The 13,939-nt window shown below is 64.2% G+C and carries 13 protein-coding genes and 1 tRNA gene; 5 read left to right on the top strand and 9 right to left on the bottom strand.

Annotated features, from left to right (window positions below; translation table 11 throughout):
* Nucleotides 1-8 precede the first annotated feature (8 nt).
* Nucleotides 9-899 carry an oxygen-dependent tRNA uridine(34) hydroxylase TrhO gene (gene trhO, locus GL279_RS08175; RefSeq protein WP_155064141.1) on the bottom strand — a complete coding sequence of 297 codons (891 nt, stop codon included), beginning with the start codon at nucleotides 897-899 and terminating at the stop codon, nucleotides 9-11.
* A gap of 121 nt (nucleotides 900-1,020) precedes the next feature.
* Here trhO and pncA point away from each other — a divergent pair, with 121 nt between their 5' ends.
* Entirely contained in the window at nucleotides 1,021-1,617 is a 597-nt protein-coding gene (gene pncA, locus GL279_RS08170; protein WP_155064140.1) for a bifunctional nicotinamidase/pyrazinamidase, read from the top strand.
* Complete coding sequence (gene pncB / locus GL279_RS08165) at nucleotides 1,614-2,918, top strand: nicotinate phosphoribosyltransferase (protein ID WP_155064139.1); 1,305 nt, start codon at nucleotides 1,614-1,616, stop codon at nucleotides 2,916-2,918. Before pncA ends, pncB begins: the two co-directional genes overlap by 4 nt.
* A 19-nt stretch (nucleotides 2,919-2,937) precedes the next feature.
* Here the strand turns inward: pncB and GL279_RS08160 are convergent, their stop codons facing one another.
* Together GL279_RS08160 and GL279_RS08155 are read right to left on the bottom strand one after the other, a co-directional pair.
* Complete coding sequence (locus GL279_RS08160) at nucleotides 2,938-4,065, bottom strand: Hint domain-containing protein (protein ID WP_246175240.1); 1,128 nt, start codon at nucleotides 4,063-4,065, stop codon at nucleotides 2,938-2,940.
* 276 nt (nucleotides 4,066-4,341) lie between these two features.
* Complete coding sequence (locus GL279_RS08155; RefSeq protein ID WP_155064137.1) at nucleotides 4,342-6,012, bottom strand: NAD+ synthase; 1,671 nt, start codon at nucleotides 6,010-6,012, stop codon at nucleotides 4,342-4,344.
* Nucleotides 6,013-6,141: 129 nt separating this feature from the next.
* Between GL279_RS08155 and GL279_RS08150 the strand changes: the two genes are divergently transcribed.
* The gene (locus GL279_RS08150) at nucleotides 6,142-7,611 is read left to right on the top strand and encodes an MORN repeat-containing protein (RefSeq protein ID WP_155064136.1); all 1,470 of its coding nucleotides are present in this window, start codon (nucleotides 6,142-6,144) and stop codon (nucleotides 7,609-7,611) included.
* A 43-nt stretch (nucleotides 7,612-7,654) separates the two neighbouring features.
* Here GL279_RS08150 and GL279_RS08145 read toward each other — a convergent pair whose 3' ends face one another.
* From GL279_RS08145 to GL279_RS08130, 4 genes are all read right to left on the bottom strand, one after another.
* The gene (locus tag GL279_RS08145) at nucleotides 7,655-8,221 is read right to left on the bottom strand and encodes a GNAT family N-acetyltransferase (protein WP_155064135.1); all 567 of its coding nucleotides are present in this window, start codon (nucleotides 8,219-8,221) and stop codon (nucleotides 7,655-7,657) included.
* 89 nt (nucleotides 8,222-8,310) lie between these two features.
* Nucleotides 8,311-9,165 (bottom strand): carbon-nitrogen hydrolase family protein, encoded by an 855-nt coding sequence (locus tag GL279_RS08140; protein WP_343039753.1) that lies wholly within the window; start codon nucleotides 9,163-9,165, stop codon nucleotides 8,311-8,313.
* Nucleotides 9,166-9,173: 8 nt separating this feature from the next.
* Entirely contained in the window at nucleotides 9,174-9,755 is a 582-nt protein-coding gene (locus tag GL279_RS08135) for a GNAT family N-acetyltransferase (RefSeq protein WP_343039746.1), read from the bottom strand.
* Nucleotides 9,752-10,153, bottom strand: a complete 402-nt coding sequence (locus GL279_RS08130; protein ID WP_155064132.1) for a ketosteroid isomerase-related protein — start codon at nucleotides 10,151-10,153, stop codon at nucleotides 9,752-9,754. Before GL279_RS08130 ends, GL279_RS08135 begins: the two co-directional genes overlap by 4 nt.
* A gap of 153 nt (nucleotides 10,154-10,306) precedes the next feature.
* On the opposite strand from GL279_RS08130, the gene GL279_RS08125 reads away from it, so the two are divergent.
* Nucleotides 10,307-11,710, top strand: a complete 1,404-nt coding sequence (locus tag GL279_RS08125) for a phosphohexomutase domain-containing protein (RefSeq protein ID WP_281348972.1) — start codon at nucleotides 10,307-10,309, stop codon at nucleotides 11,708-11,710.
* 295 nt (nucleotides 11,711-12,005) lie between these two features.
* Here GL279_RS08125 and GL279_RS08120 read toward each other — a convergent pair.
* Nucleotides 12,006-12,090, bottom strand: a tRNA-Leu gene (locus GL279_RS08120).
* A 307-nt stretch (nucleotides 12,091-12,397) separates the two neighbouring features.
* Between GL279_RS08120 and GL279_RS08115 the strand changes: the two genes are divergently transcribed.
* On the top strand, nucleotides 12,398-13,576 hold the full coding sequence (locus tag GL279_RS08115; RefSeq protein ID WP_155064131.1) for a calcium-binding protein: 1,179 nt from the start codon (nucleotides 12,398-12,400) through the stop codon (nucleotides 13,574-13,576).
* Between the two features lie 256 nt (nucleotides 13,577-13,832).
* Here GL279_RS08115 and GL279_RS08110 read toward each other — a convergent pair.
* The coding region (locus GL279_RS08110; RefSeq protein WP_155064130.1) for a transposase domain-containing protein at nucleotides 13,833-13,939 on the bottom strand (107 nt) is incomplete at its 5' end.

The raw sequence follows: 13,939 nt of genomic DNA, 5'->3' as shown, positions 1-13,939 counted from the left end.
CTGCGGGGTCAGTCCCCGTAGCACTCGCCGCGCTCGGCCTGACGCTGGCGGTCGCGAAAGCGCGTGCGGTCGGCTTCGGTGTATTCGCCGGTGCAGCGGTGGCAGCTGACGCCCTCTTCATATTCGGGGCGGTCGCGATCCTCGGGCGCCAGCGGCCGGCGGCAGGCGTGGCACAGCGTATGATTGCCCTGACGCAGCCCGTGGCCCAGACTGACGCGGCGGTCAAAGACAAAGCATTCGCCCTGCCACAGACTGTCCTGTTCAGGCACTTCCTCCAGATATTTCAGGATGCCGCCTTTCAGGTGAAACACCTCGGGCACGCCTTCGCCAATGAGGAAGTTGGTGGATTTCTCGCAGCGGATGCCGCCGGTGCAGAACATGGCGATGCGTTTGCCGGCAAAACGGTCGGCATTGGCGCGCCACCATTCTGGAAAATCGCGAAAGCTGCGGGTGCCGGGATCGACCGCGCCGGCAAAGCTGCCGATTTCGACCTCGTAATCGTTGCGGGTGTCGATCACCGCGACATCATCGGCCGAGATCAGCACGTTCCAGTCCTGCGGCGCGACGTAACGTCCGGTCGCGGCGGTCGGATCGACATCGGGCTGGCCCATGGTGACGATCTCGCGTTTCAGGCGCACCTTCATGCGACCAAAGGGCATGGTTTCGGCCGCGCTTTCCTTCCAGTCCAGATCGGCGCAGCCGGGCAGGGCGCGGATATGCGTCAGCACCGCGTCGATGCCCGCGCGTGGGCCTGCGATGGTGCCGTTGATGCCCTCGGGCGCCAGCAAAAGCGTGCCGCGCACGCTCTGACCGCAACAGAGCCGGGCCAAGGGCGCACGCAGCGCCTCGGGGTCAGAAAAGCGGGTGAAATGGTAAAGGGCGGCGACGATGATCTGCATGGCTGCGCCTTAGCGCCCGCGCCGCTGCGGATCAAGCGGGGGATCGGGCGCGGGCATGCAACCGGGCATTGACGCCCCGCCGCCTGCCGCCTACGAATTTTGCAGGAACAAGGAGAAGTGAATGTCCAAGACCCTGATCGTCGTCGACGTCCAGGTGGATTTCTGCCCAGGCGGCCGGCTGGCCGTGGCCGGCGGCGACGAAATCGTCGCGCCGATCAACGCGATGATGGACGACTATGACCATGTCATCCTGACACAGGACTGGCATCCGCAAAACCACTCCAGCTTTGCCGTCAACCATCCCGGCGGCGAGCCCTTCACGCTGGTGAACATGGATTACGGCCCACAAGTGCTGTGGCCTGAGCATTGCGTCATCGGCTCGCCCGGCGCCGAGTTCCATTCCGATCTGCGGCTGGACCGCGCCGAATGCGTGATCCGCAAGGGGTTCCGTCCGGCGATCGACAGCTATTCGGCCTTTTTTGAAAACGATTACAAGACGCCGACCGGGCTGGCCGGGTATCTGCGCGAACGCGAGCTGAACGACCTGTATTTCGTCGGCCTTGCCTTTGATTTCTGCGTCTCGTGGTCCTCGGTCGATGCGGTGCGGCAGGGGTTCCGCGTGCATGTGATCGAAAGCGCCACCCGCGCCATCGACCTGAACGAATCGCGCGATGCCGCGCGGCGCCACATGCGGGGCATGGGTGTGGAGCTTCTATGAGCACGGTGGATATCGCGACCCGGGTCTATAACCATAAATGGAAGATCGACCCGATCGTCCGGTCGTTGATCGACACCGATTTCTACAAGCTTCTGATGTGCCAGTCGGTGTTTCGCAACCGGCCCGACACCAGCGTCACCTTCAGTCTGATCAACCGCACGCATCGCATCCGGCTGGCCGAGCTGATCGACGAGGGCGAGCTGCGCGAGCAGCTGGACCATGTCCGTGGCCTGCGCCTATCGCGCGGCGAAAGCACATGGCTGCGCGGCAATACGTTTTACGGCAAGCGCCAGATGTTCCGGCCCGACTTCATGGAGTTTCTGGAAAACCTGCGCCTGCCGCCCTATCAGCTGGAAAAGCGCGACGGCCAGTATGAGCTGACCTTTGAAGGCCGCTGGCCCGAGGTGATGCTGTGGGAAATTCCGGCGCTGGCCATCATCATGGAGTTGCGGTCGCGCGCCGTGCTGAAGGACATGGGCCGGTTCGAGCTGCAGGTGCTTTACGCCCGCGCCATGACCCGGATCTGGGAAAAAATCGAAAAGCTGCGCGAACTGGGCCCCGAGCTGCGCATCGCCGATTTCGGCACCCGACGCCGCCACAGCTTTCTGTGGCAGGACTGGTGCGTGCAGGCGATGATCGAGGGGCTGGGCGATCCGCGCTTTACCGGCACCTCGAACTGCCTGATCGCCATGCGCGGCGACATCGAGGCCATCGGCACCAATGCCCATGAGCTGCCGATGGTCTATGCCGCGCTGGCTGGCAATGACGACGAGTTGCGCGAAGCGCCCTACAAGGTGCTGGCGGACTGGCACGAGGAACACGACGGCAATCTGCGCATCATCCTGCCTGATACCTATGGCACCAAGGGATTCCTGCAACATGCGCCGGACTGGCTGGCGGGCTGGACCGGCATCCGCATCGACAGCGGCGATCCGGTCGAAGGTGCCGAGACCGCCATTGCATGGTGGAAAAGCCGGGGCGAGGATCCGCGCCAGAAGCTGGTGATCTTTTCCGACGCTCTGGATGTCGACAAGATCCGCGAGTTGTTCCTGCGCTTCAATGGCCGGGTCAAGGTCAGCTTTGGCTGGGGCACGCTCTTGACCAATGATTTCCGGGGGCTGGTGCCCGATGACGGGCTGGCACCGTTCTCGCTGGTCTGCAAGGCCGTCGCCGCCGATGGCAAGCCCACGGTCAAGCTGTCGGACAATCCCGAAAAGGCCACCGGCCCGCGCGAGGCGATCGAGCACTACCGCAAGGTGTTCGAGGTCGGCGACCAGGACCGGCAAGCGGTCCTGGTCTGAGGCGTCACCGGCGGGCGGGCTAGTCGCCCGCCTGCAACGGCTGCCTGTTGTCTGCGTGCCGGCGCGCCAGATTGCGGGCGCGGTGGCCCTTGCCGATCTGGCGGGCGGGCAGGCGGTCTGGATCTTCGGCGGCAAGTTCGGGGAACAGCGCCACGATCTCGGCCCGGGCGGCGGCGTCGATGGCGCGCAAAGCCTCGGGGCCGGTGAACAAGGATTCCGTCTGCGCGCCTTCGGAAAACAGGATTTCGTGGCGGTCGAACAGCAGATGGTAATATTCCAGCGGTTGCAGGCTGTCGTCGCGCTCGATCCCGGGTAGGGCCAGCAGATGCTTGGCTGCGACCAGCACCTCGTTGCGGCCAAAGATCCGCTCGGCGATGCGGGATCCGACCAGAACCCGGTGCTGCTGCGACAGGTGCAGATCGCGACGTGGCATGTCGCGGCCCAAGGCGCCGGCGCGGATGCGCACCGGGCGCAACTGCGCGAACAGGCGCAGCTGGTCGCCGTCCAGCGCCTTGCGGCCGATCCAGCGCAGCACTTGCGGGCCGTTGTCACGCGTCATCACCCGGTCGCCGACGCGCAGATGTTCGACCGCGATATCGCCGCGCTCGGTGCGGATCAGGGTGCCGTGGCGGAAACAGACAAAGGCCGGCGCGTCCTGCAGGTCATAACGCGAGATGTCGAGCCGGCTGAAATCGTTCTGCAGCAGACCCGTGATTTGCAGCGATTGCAGCGGCCGCGTGGTCAGGGCGTCAATTTCCGCTCGTGAGGCGGTGTGGGGTGGAGGCACCAGCACGAGATTGCCATTCACGTCCTGCAGCACGCGCAGCGGCACGTTGCTGGCGGTGCTGCCGTCCATATAGGTCACGGTGCCGGAATAAAGAACGCCTGTATCGAGGTAATGGATCGCGTTGTCATGCCGGACATATTCGCCTGCCGGGTTGCCCCATGCGGTATTGAACGAGATCGCACCGTCATTGTTGCGGTCGTTCAGGGTCAGATCCAACATGTTCCGGGCCAAGGGGCTATCGGCATTGCCGAAGCTATGGCCCAGAAGTGAGCGGGCGTTTTCCGCGCCCAAGCGCTGTTCATCGGGATCAAGGTCGGGATGCGTGCCCAAGGCAATGGCGCTGATATTGACGGTGGGCATTAGGGCTCCGCTGGCTGGAATGGGACCAGGGCCATCATGCCCGCGCCGGGGCGCTCTCATGCAGCGCATAACGTCTAAAATGCGCGGCAAGGCCGGGGCGGGGGCCGCAGCAGCGCGGGATTGGCCCTGCAAATGCGGGGCCGGCGCCGCGGGCGGCAAGATCGCTCAAATTGCCGATAACTCCCGGCAGGGTGGTGCCGGCGGGCGCTCAGACGGCAGCCCGCGCGAATCGCGAGCCGGTCACGGCAGGCGGGCCGATCCGGGCCCGCCCCCGGGTCACAGAGTGTCGCGCCAGCGGTTGACCAGCGGATAGCGCCGGTCCAGCCAGAAGGCCTTGGTCGAGATGCGCGGCCCCGGCGCGGCCTGATAGCGCTTCCACTCGCTGCCATAAAGCAGGGTCTCGACCCGCTTGACGGTCTCGGCCTCATAGCCCTGCGCGACCAGATCCTTGAGCGCCAGATCCTTTTCGACCAGCCCCTCAAGAATCGCATCCAGCACCGGATAGGGCGGCAGGCTGTCCTCGTCCTTCTGGTCGGGGCGCAGTTCGGCCGAGGGCGGCTTCGAGATGATCTGCGGCGGCACCACCTCGCCCGCCGGGCCCATCATCCAGTCGCGGTGGTTTTCATTGCGCCAGCGGCAGGTCTGGAACACCCGGGTCTTGTAAAGATCCTTGATCGGATTGTAGCCGCCCGCCATGTCGCCATAGATCGTGGCATAGCCGACCGCGACCTCGGATTTGTTGCCGGTGGTCAGCAGCAGCTCGCCGAACTTGTTGGAAATCGCCATCAGCATGACGCCGCGCAGGCGGGACTGGATGTTTTCCTCGGTCGTGTCGGGCTTGGTGCCTTCCATCAGATGCGCCAGCGCGTCGCCCACGGCATCGCGCGCGCCTTCGATCTGCACGGTGTCCAGCCGCGCGCCCAGTCGGGTTGCGGCATCGGCGGCATCGTCAAGGCTGGCCTGCGAGGTATATTCGCTGGGCAGCATGACGCAGCGCACGTTTTCGGGGCCGATGGCGTCGCTGGCGATGGTCGCCACCAGCGCCGAGTCGATGCCGCCCGACATGCCCAGCACCACCTTTTTGAACCCGGACTTGCGCATGTAGTCGCGCAGGCCCTCGGTCATGGCGCGGTAATCCTGTTCCCATTCGTCGGGCTGGTGGTCCATCTGGCCCGGCACCACGCGCCAGCCTTCGGGGCCGCGTTGCAGATCGACATGCACGACCTGTTCGTCAAAGGGCGCCAGTTGCAGCACCTTGTCGGCGCCGCCCGCCGCGCCGGGGTTCAGCGCAAAGCTTGCCCCGTCGTAAAGCTGGTCATCCTGACCGCCGACCGAGTTCAGATAGATCAGCGGCAGGCCGGTTTCGACCACGCGGGCGACCATATGGCCCATGCGCAGATCCAGCTTGTTGCGGTGATAGGGGCTGCCGTTCGGCACCAAGAGGATCTCGGCCCCGGATTCGGCCATGGTCTCGGCGACCTCGGGCCACCAGGCGTCCTCGCAGATCGGGCTGCCGATGCGGATGCCGCCGATGTCATAGGGCCCCGACAGCGGCCCCTGATCGAACAGCCGCAATTCGTCGAACAGCTGCTTGTGCGGCAGGTCGTGTTTCAGCACGCGCGTCACCACCTTGCCGCCCTGCAGGATCCAGAAGGCGTTGTAGAGCTTGCGCCCCTCGGCATAGGGGCCGCCGATGCCGATCGCGGGGCCATCGGCGCAATCGCGGGCCAGTTCCTCGATCACGGTCATGGCGTCGCGGGTAAAGGCGGCCTTCAGCACCAGATCCTGCGTCTGGTAGCCGGTGATGAACATCTCGGGCAGGGCCAGAAAATCGGCGCCGGCGGCGCGCGCCTGTTCCCAGGCGCTGCGGGCCTTGGCGGCATTGCCGGGCAGATCGCCCACGGTGGGATTTAGTTGCCCCAGGGTGATGCGGAACGTGTCGGCCATGGCGGGCTCCTCTTCATCGGATGCCCCGTTGATAGGCGAGGGCGCGGCAAAGGAAAAGTCGGGCTTTGCGCTATCGGCCCGGTTGCGATAGACGGATCGGCAAAGAGACAGGAAGGCGGAGCAGGGCCGATGAAGGCAGTCCTAGTGGCTTGCGCGATGGCGGTGGCGATGACCGGCGCGGCCGGGGCTCAGGGCGTCGTGACCAAGCAATATGACGATGGCGGCGTCTACGAGGGCACGTTCCGCAACGGCAAGCAGCACGGGCGCGGCACCTATCGCCTGCCCACCGGCTATGAATATACCGGCGATTGGGTCGAGGGCGAGATTTTGGGGCAGGGCACGGCCAAGTTCCCCAATGGCTCGGTCTATGAGGGCGCATTTGCCAAGGGCAAGCCCAATGGCAAGGGCAAGATCACCTATGCCGATGGCAGCACCTATGAGGGCGATTGGGCCGATGGCCAGATCACCGGTCAGGGCGAGGCGCATTATGCCAATGGCTCGGTCTATCTGGGTGGTTTCCTGAACGCGCTGCATGATGGCCGGGGCGTGCTGACCCAACCCAACGGCTATCGCTACGAGGGCGGCTGGAAGGCCGGCGTCAAGGAAGGCCGCGGCAAGATCACCTATCCCGATGGCGCAAGCTATGAGGGCGAGATGAAGGCCGACCAGCGCTCGGGGCAGGGCAGGCTGGTGATGGCCGACGGGCTGACCTATGACGGCGGCTGGGCCGCAGGCCAGATGGCCGGGCAGGGCAAGCTGGTGCAGCCCTCGGGCGACAGCTACGAGGGCCGCTTTGCCAATGGCCGGCGCGAGGGGCGTGGCATCGCCACCTATGCCAATGGCGATCGCTACGAGGGCGATTTCCGCGCCGACCGCCGCGCCGGGCAGGGCACCTTCACCGGCACCGATGGCTATGTCTATACCGGCGACTGGGCCGACGGCCGCATGGAGGGGCTGGGCCGCATCACCTATCCCGATGGCTCGGTCTATGAGGGCGCGCTGCGCGCCGACATGCCCGAGGGCAAGGGCCGCATCACCTATCCCGACAAGTCGAGCTATGACGGAGACTGGCTGGCCGGCGTGATCGAGGGGCAGGGTGTGGCGAAATACGCCAATGGCATGGTCTATGAGGGCGGCTTCAAGCGCGGCCGCAACGAAGGGCAGGGCCGTATGACCTATCCCGACGGCTATGTCTACAACGGCGCCTGGCGCGACGGCGAACGTCACGGTCAGGGTCAGGCGATCTATGCTGATGGCACGACCTATGACGGCTCGTTCGTGGATGGCCTGCGCGAGGGCAAGGGCCGGCTGATCGCGCCGAACGGCTTTCGCTACGAAGGGTTGTGGAAACAGGGCGAGATCGACGGCGACGGCGTTGCGACCTATGCCAATGGCGATGTCTACACAGGCCATTTCGTCAAGGGCAAACGCCAGGGCGCCGGGGTGATGCGCTATGCCTCGGGGCAGGTCGCCTCGGGGGAATGGCTGAACAATGACCTGACCAAACCCGAGGCCGGCGCCCAGGGCGCGGCCACGCCAGACACCGAACTTCCCGCCGAACCCGCCGGCAATGAGGCGCTGGTCGACCCGCGGGGATAGGCGGGGCGGCTTCCTGTCCGGGCCGGTTCCCGCGCGCGACGCCTTAGGCCAATGCGCCGAGGCCCGCACCTTTCGCCATCCATTCCCGGCGCAGGATGGCATATTGCATGGTGTTCTCGTAGATCGGCTTGCCGGCATCGTCCTTGGTGAAGGTCACGAATTCGACAAAGACCCCCTCGCGCCGCATGCCAAGCTTTTCGCAAAGGCGCTGCGAGGGGATGTTGTGATCCTCGACATAGGCGTAAAGCCTGCGAAAGCCCCGGGCGTGGAAAAGATGCTCGAAAAAGGCGCGGGCGGCTTCCAGCGCATAGCCTTGGCCGCCGAATTGCGGATTGAGGTTCCAGCCGACCGAGGCCGTCTCGTCCTCTTCATCGGCGCCGGCCTCGCCGAAAAGATCGCCGATGACCTGCCCGGTCTGTTTCAGGCAGATCGCGAGGCTGCCCGCGTCGGTGGCGCGTCTTTCCACCTCGACCTCTGCCGCCGCGAGATCGGCCAGTTTCATCGACAGGAAGCAACTGGCGGTCGGTGCCTGCAGGTAACGGAACAGATCCGCCGCATCGCCCTGCTGAAAGGGCCGTAGGATCAGGCGTTCGGTCTCGATGCTCTGCATGTCCTGCTTTCCTGCGGAAAATGGTCAACGATGCACCGGGCTGCTCGGTGCAGCCGGTCGCAAGCAGAGAGGGGGGGCGGCTGAATACCTCAGACCAGCCCCACCCCGGCGCTTTCGGGCCAATGCGCAAAGGGCAGCACGCGGCCGTCCTCGCGGCTTTCGCGCACGCGGTTCAGGTCGATGCGGGCCTTGACCCAGCCGGGGCGGTCCATCTCGCCCTCGACCAGAATGCCGGTCTCGGGCCAGATCCCGTCCGAGGGGGCATAGATCGCCGCCTTGCCGCGGTTCTCGTCGATGGCCGGGTTCCAGTCGCAACTGCCGACGGTCGGCGAATGCACGACCACGCATTGGCTTTCCAGCGCGCGGGCCATTGCGCCAATGCGGACGCGATTGAAGCCCGCCACGGTGTCGGTGCAACTGGGCACAAGGATCACCTCGACCCCGGCCTCGGCCAGCGGGCGTGCCAGCAGGGGGAATTCGCTGTCATAGCAGATCAGCACGCCCAGCCGGCCGACCGGCGTGTTAAACACCCGCAGCCCCGGCGCTGCCTCGACATGCCATTCCTCGCGCTCGAACCGGGTCATCACCTGCTTGTCCTGATGCCCGATGCGGCCGTCGGGGCCAAAGAGCACCGCGCGGTTCACCGGCCGCGCGCCGTCGAAACAGGGGCTCGAGGCCGCAAGGATATGCAGCCCATGCGCCGCGGCAAGCTCGGCATGCAGCGCGTCACGCGCCTCGGCATGGCGGGCGGTCTCATGCAGCGATGCCTCGAGGTCGCCGGCGACCTCCTTGCCGCCCAGCGACGCCAGTTCAAGCGCGCCATATTCGGGGAAGACCAGCAGATCGCAATCGGCGGCAGCTTCGACCCAGCGGGAGAGCTTGGCGCGGTAGGCATCGAAATCGTCGAACCAGTCGAAATTATAGGCGGCGGCGGCGATCTTGATTTCGCGTGTCACAGTCTCTTCATCCAGAATTGCAGCGGTTTGCGTGTCGAAACCGGCGCGTCGATGTCCTTCCAGTCGAATTCCGCGACGGCGCCGGAAAGCGGCTCATAGCCTCTTTTGCGCCAGAAGTCATCCAAGGGGCGGTAATTCGTCGGGCGCAGCGGATGATCCGGGGGGCGCTGCACGCTGCAAAACGCGCTGTAGCGCCGTCCCAGCGCGCGGCCCTGCGCCTCGCGCCCGTCGAAAAACGCGTGGCCCAGTCCCTTACCGCGATATTCGGGCAGCAGGACGGATTCCGCGCAGTAAAAGATGTCCTCCAGCGCTTCCGGCCGGTTGGCGAAGGCTGCGGCGAAATCCCCGGCGTGATGTTCCATCGGCGCGCCGGTGGCGGCGCCGATCATGCGCGCGCCGTCAAAGGCCGCGACCACGACCGCGCCGGGCGTCTGATAGGCCCGAAGATAGTCGCGCTCGTAATCCGGATCGCCATCGTAAAGATAGGGCCAGTCCCGGAACACGGCAATGCGCAGCCGCGCCAGATCGTCCAGCACGGCCGCGACCGAATCGCCGGTCAGAACCCGGGTGGAGATCACGCCGAAACCTGCCGCATCCAGTCGGCGAGGTTGTAATAGGTGGTGACGCGGGCGATCTTTCCGTCGCGGATCGTAAAGAAGGTGCCGGCGGGCAACACATAGGTCTGGCCCTTGGCTTCGGGCAGACCCTCGTCGGTTTGCAGATAGGTGCCGTTCACCACGAACTCTGCCGCCGCCCTGTCGCCCGCCTCATTGGCGAAGATCACGATATCGGTCAGGCGCTCCTTGTAGCTTTCAGTCATATGGGCGTTGAATTCGCAAAATTTTTCCTTGCCGCGCCGGATGCCGCCTTCGTTGACGTGATGCTCGACCTCATCATGCAGATAGGTGAGCATTTCCTCGGTGCGGCCAGCGTTGAACGCATCATAATAAGCGGCGATCAGAGCCTTGGTGTCCATCGTATTCTCCTTTTTCGACCCGATCTAGCGGGACAGCCGGCGCGCGTCACCTGCGTCCTTTGGCTGAAGCGTCAATCAGATTTTCATGACTGCTGGATTATTCCCATCCCCAGCAGGCTGGTGTAGCCAAGAAGTCCTGCAGATAGGAACATCATGCCCATGACGTCAGACCAGATTGCCCAGATGCCGCCGCGCGCCATCAGCTGTTTCAAGGCCTATGACGTGCGCGGACGGCTGGGGTCCGAACTGGACGAGGATGTGGCCTATCGCATCGGCCGGGCCTTTGCGCAGGAGCGCAATGCCGAAACGGTCATCGTCGGGCGCGACAGCCGCGCGACCTCACCCGCATTGGCCGAGGCGCTGATCCGGGGGCTGACCGAAGGCGGCGCCGATGTGCGTGACCTTGGCCTTGCCGGCACCGAAGAGATGTATTTCGCCACGGCCCGGTTCGAAGCATCGGGCGGGATCGAGGTGACGGCCTCGCACAATCCGATCGACTATAACGGTATGAAGCTGGTGGGGCCGGGCGCCGCGCCACTGGATCCCGATACCGAATTCGCCGCCGTCGCCGCCTTGGCGCAGTCGGGTGATTTCGCGCCGGCGCTGCCCGGTCAGGCGACTGCCTTTCCCGAGGCCCGCGCGGTCTATGCCCGCGCCTTGGTCGATTTCGTCGATGTCGCGGCGCTGAAGCCGCTGACCGTGCTGGTCAATGCCGGCAATGGCACCGCCGGCCCGACCTTTGACGCCATCGCCACCGAGCTTGAGCGGCGCGGCGCCCCCCTGCGCTTCATCCGCATCAATCACCAACCCGACCCGGCCTTTCCGAACGGCATTCCCAACCCGCTCTTGCCCGAGAACCAGCCGATGACGGCCGAGGCGGTGCGCGCGCATGGCGCCGATCTGGGCGTGGCATGGGATGGCGATTTCGACCGCTGCTTCTTTTTTGACGAGACCGGGCGTTTCATCCCCGGCGAATATATCGTCGGCCTGTTGGCCAAGGTGTTCCTTGACCGCCATCCGGGCGAGCGGATCGTGCATGACCCGCGCGTGGTGATGAACACCCGCGCAATGATCGCCGAGGCGGGCGGACAGGCGGTGCTGGCCCGCACCGGCCATGCCTTCGTGAAAAAGGCCATGCGCGAGTCGGGCGCGATCTATGGCGGCGAAATGTCGGCGCATCACTATTTCCGCGACTTCGCCTTTGCCGACAGCGGCATGTTGCCCTGGCTGCTGGTGGTCGAACTGGTCTCGCGCGAGGGCAGGACGCTGGGCGAACTGCTGTCGCAGCGGATCGCGGCCTATCCCTCGTCCGGAGAGATCAACTTTCGTCTGGACGACCCGGATGCGGCGATCGCGCGGGTGCTGGGCCATTTCGAGGCGCAGGCGGCCAGCCGCGACGACATGGACGGCATCAGCCTTGAGTTCGCCGAATGGCGCTTCAACCTGCGGCGCTCGAACACCGAGCCGGTGGTGCGGCTGAATGTCGAGGCGCAGGGCGATGCAGCCCTGGTCGCCGCCCGCGCGGCCGAAATCGGCGCCCTGCTGACGGGCGTCTGAGCCGAGGCGATGCACGGGGCTGCCTCGCTGCCGGCGCGCGCCGATTTTCCCGATCATGTGTTTTTGGGGTAGCAGTTCCGGGCCGCGCGCGGTGGGAAGCTGGATGCCTGAATGATTCGCGGACAAGCAGGGATGCGTGGAAACGATGGCTGGCGATGCCTTCGGTGCCGCATTGCAGCGCGAAACCCGCGAGTTCGCCGCAGAGGCGAACGAATCTATCGAATTGTCTGAAAACGTCAGGTATTCGCCGAAGAAATTCGCCGGATTTGTCTTATATTATCTAATAAGATCAATCTGGTGCGGGTGGAGGGACTTGAACCCCCACGCCTTTCGGCGCCAGAACCTAAATCTGGTGCGTCTGCCAATTTCGCCACACCCGCAAGCCCCAGAATCCTCTGATGCCGGAGCGGAATAGCAGGATCTTGCCGATAGCGCCAGCAGATTGTCGCCTAAAAACCGGCATTTAGACATAACAAGTTTGCGCTCAGATTGGTTAATCTGTAAAATGCAACTTATAATTGTAGCAATGAACATGTTTCCCGTCTTGGTTTAACTGAATCTTTACGATTAGCTGAGCATGCTCGGTTCGTTAGATTCAAAGCACCAAGGCTGGCTCTCGCACTCAACAGCCGCGCATCAGCTGATGTCGCGCAATGACATGTTATGTCCATAAACTGGAGACAATGAATGCCGACACAATCAAACGACGTTATCCGCATGAATGCCGGGGTAATGAACCTGGACGCGGGCGGCGGCGACGATGTGATCTATTGGACCCCGACCAGCGGCACCTATACTTATAATGGTGGCGACTCGAATGAGCATTACGACACCAACTTCTACATGGAAAAGACCGGTGGCGACCGGCTGATCATCGAAGGCAAATCCGCAGTCAAGGTGACCTTCCTGACCACTGAATCTGGCAAGGTCGTGGGCAATCCCGGCGTTCTGAACTTTACCGGGATCGAGCGTCTGCATCTGGGCGATGGCAATGACGTGGTCGATGCCAGCAATGCTCGGGTGAATGCGGCGCATGGCGGCACCCCCGCGCATGGCCTGTCGATCTGGGCCGGCGGTGGCAATGACTCGATCATCGGCAGCAATCAGGGCGATTTTATCGACGGCGGTGCCGGCAATGATACGATCCGGGCCGGTGCCGGCAGCGATTTCATCCAATCCTCGACCGGCAATGACCTGATCTATGGCGGCGCCGGTGATGACAACATCCGCTGGGGGCAGGGCAATTTCGACGAGGTGATCGGCAACGACACGATCTATGGCGGCGACGGGCATGACCTGATCAACGTCTGGGTCAAGGACGGCTGGGAAAATTCGGGCGGCGTCGCGGTAAACATCCAGCGCGTCAACTCGGACGGGTCGATGCGGCTGACGGCTGAAACCGACATCGGCGGCGCGCATTCCAAGCTGATCGCTCAAGGCTTTGAGCAGGGCTGGACGCATGAGGGCCGCGATACGGTCAGCGGCGCCTCGGCTGTCGTGCAGGGCGGCGCCGGCATTCACTGGAACACTCGCTGGGGTGATGACCGGCTGACCGGAACCTCGGGCAACGACACGCTGGAGGGCGGCACCGGCCGCGACACCATCACCGGCGGCAGGGGCGACGACCTGATCTCGGCCAGCGGCGATTTCTACAATATGCGTGCGCCGGGCGACGGTGATGTCGATACTCTGGTCTTCCAGCGCGGCTTTGGCCATGACACGGTGCTGGCCTTTGATACCAATATCGACATCCTGAAATTCGATCCCGGCATGAGCTATAGCGCGCGCGAAGTCGGCAATGGCACGCTGCTGACGTTCAATTCGGGCGACACCATTCTGCTGTCCTACGTCTTCGACTTTATCTAACAAACGATTGCGGCCCGCCCATGGGGGCGGGCCGCAACCTCTATGGTTCCTACAGCAGATATATTTCTCTCTGGCTGACAAGGGGGCCCGGCAAATGTGATCCAGAAACGGATACGGACTTCCCCCCCTCCTTGAAACCCGATCCACCACGCGGCTCGAAGGCGGTGAGGTGGATTTTCGTGCTCATCGCATGGCGATCTAGCCCGCCCGATGATCGGTTTGCTCTATGCCTTTGGGTAAGCGCGACGACGAGGCCCTATGCAGCGAGGCTTGACGCTTGGTCGTAGCACCAGGGCATGAGGTCCTCGATGCGGGATCTGGGGTGTCCGTCGAGGATGGCCCGGAGGGTATCGGCGAGGTAGT

The organism is Paracoccus limosus, assembly GCF_009711185.1.
Taxonomy (GTDB): Bacteria; Pseudomonadota; Alphaproteobacteria; order Rhodobacterales; family Rhodobacteraceae; genus Paracoccus; species Paracoccus limosus.
The sequence above is the reverse complement of the archived record's forward strand: the minus strand, read 5'-3'. Positions and strand labels throughout refer to the sequence as shown.

Bases quoted from the DNA above. Each gene is read 5' to 3' on its own strand.
- trhO (WP_155064141.1), bottom strand. From the start codon at position 899: ATGCAGATCATCGTCGCCGCCCTTTACCATTTCACCCGCTTTTCTGAC.
- pncA (WP_155064140.1), top strand. From the start codon at position 1,021: ATGTCCAAGACCCTGATCGTCGTCGACGTCCAGGTGGATTTCTGCCCA.
- pncB (WP_155064139.1), top strand. From the start codon at position 1,614: ATGAGCACGGTGGATATCGCGACCCGGGTCTATAACCATAAATGGAAG.
- GL279_RS08160 (WP_246175240.1), bottom strand. From the start codon at position 4,065: ATGCCCACCGTCAATATCAGCGCCATTGCCTTGGGCACGCATCCCGAC.
- GL279_RS08155 (WP_155064137.1), bottom strand. From the start codon at position 6,012: ATGGCCGACACGTTCCGCATCACCCTGGGGCAACTAAATCCCACCGTG.
- GL279_RS08150 (WP_155064136.1), top strand. From the start codon at position 6,142: ATGAAGGCAGTCCTAGTGGCTTGCGCGATGGCGGTGGCGATGACCGGC.
- GL279_RS08145 (WP_155064135.1), bottom strand. From the start codon at position 8,221: ATGCAGAGCATCGAGACCGAACGCCTGATCCTACGGCCCTTTCAGCAG.
- GL279_RS08130 (WP_155064132.1), bottom strand. From the start codon at position 10,153: ATGGACACCAAGGCTCTGATCGCCGCTTATTATGATGCGTTCAACGCT.
- GL279_RS08125 (WP_281348972.1), top strand. From the start codon at position 10,307: ATGCCCATGACGTCAGACCAGATTGCCCAGATGCCGCCGCGCGCCATC.
- GL279_RS08115 (WP_155064131.1), top strand. From the start codon at position 12,398: ATGCCGACACAATCAAACGACGTTATCCGCATGAATGCCGGGGTAATG.